The organism is Pseudonocardia sp. EV170527-09 (assembly GCF_008369905.1).
In the GTDB taxonomy this organism is placed as follows: Bacteria; Actinomycetota; Actinomycetes; order Mycobacteriales; family Pseudonocardiaceae; genus Pseudonocardia.
The window spans coordinates 1-256 of record NZ_VRMC01000540.1 but is presented as its reverse complement, the minus strand read 5'-3'; the positions used below and the strand labels follow the sequence as shown (position 1 = coordinate 256).

General features: G+C 66.0%; 1 protein-coding gene. It reads left to right on the top strand.

Features of this window, described 5'->3' with window-relative positions; all coding sequences use genetic code 11:
* On the top strand, nucleotides 1-256 hold a 256-nt coding region (locus FVA95_RS30075), incomplete at both ends, for a transposase (protein WP_193564462.1).

The window sequence follows — 256 nt, the reverse complement described above, 5'->3', positions numbered from 1 at the left end:
CGGTGTATGTGGCCGTGTTCATCGACGCCATCCACGTGAAGGTCAGGGACGGCCACGTCGCGAACCGGCCGGTCTACGCCGCGATCGGGGTCACCATCGACGGCTGTAAGGATGTCCTGGGCCTGTGGGCCGGCACCGGTGGTGAGGGCGCGAAGTTCTGGCAGTCGGTGCTGACCGACCTGCGGAACCGCGGCGTGCGGGACGTGTTCTTCCTGGTCTGTGACGGGCTGAAAGGACTACCCGAGGTCGTGGAGAA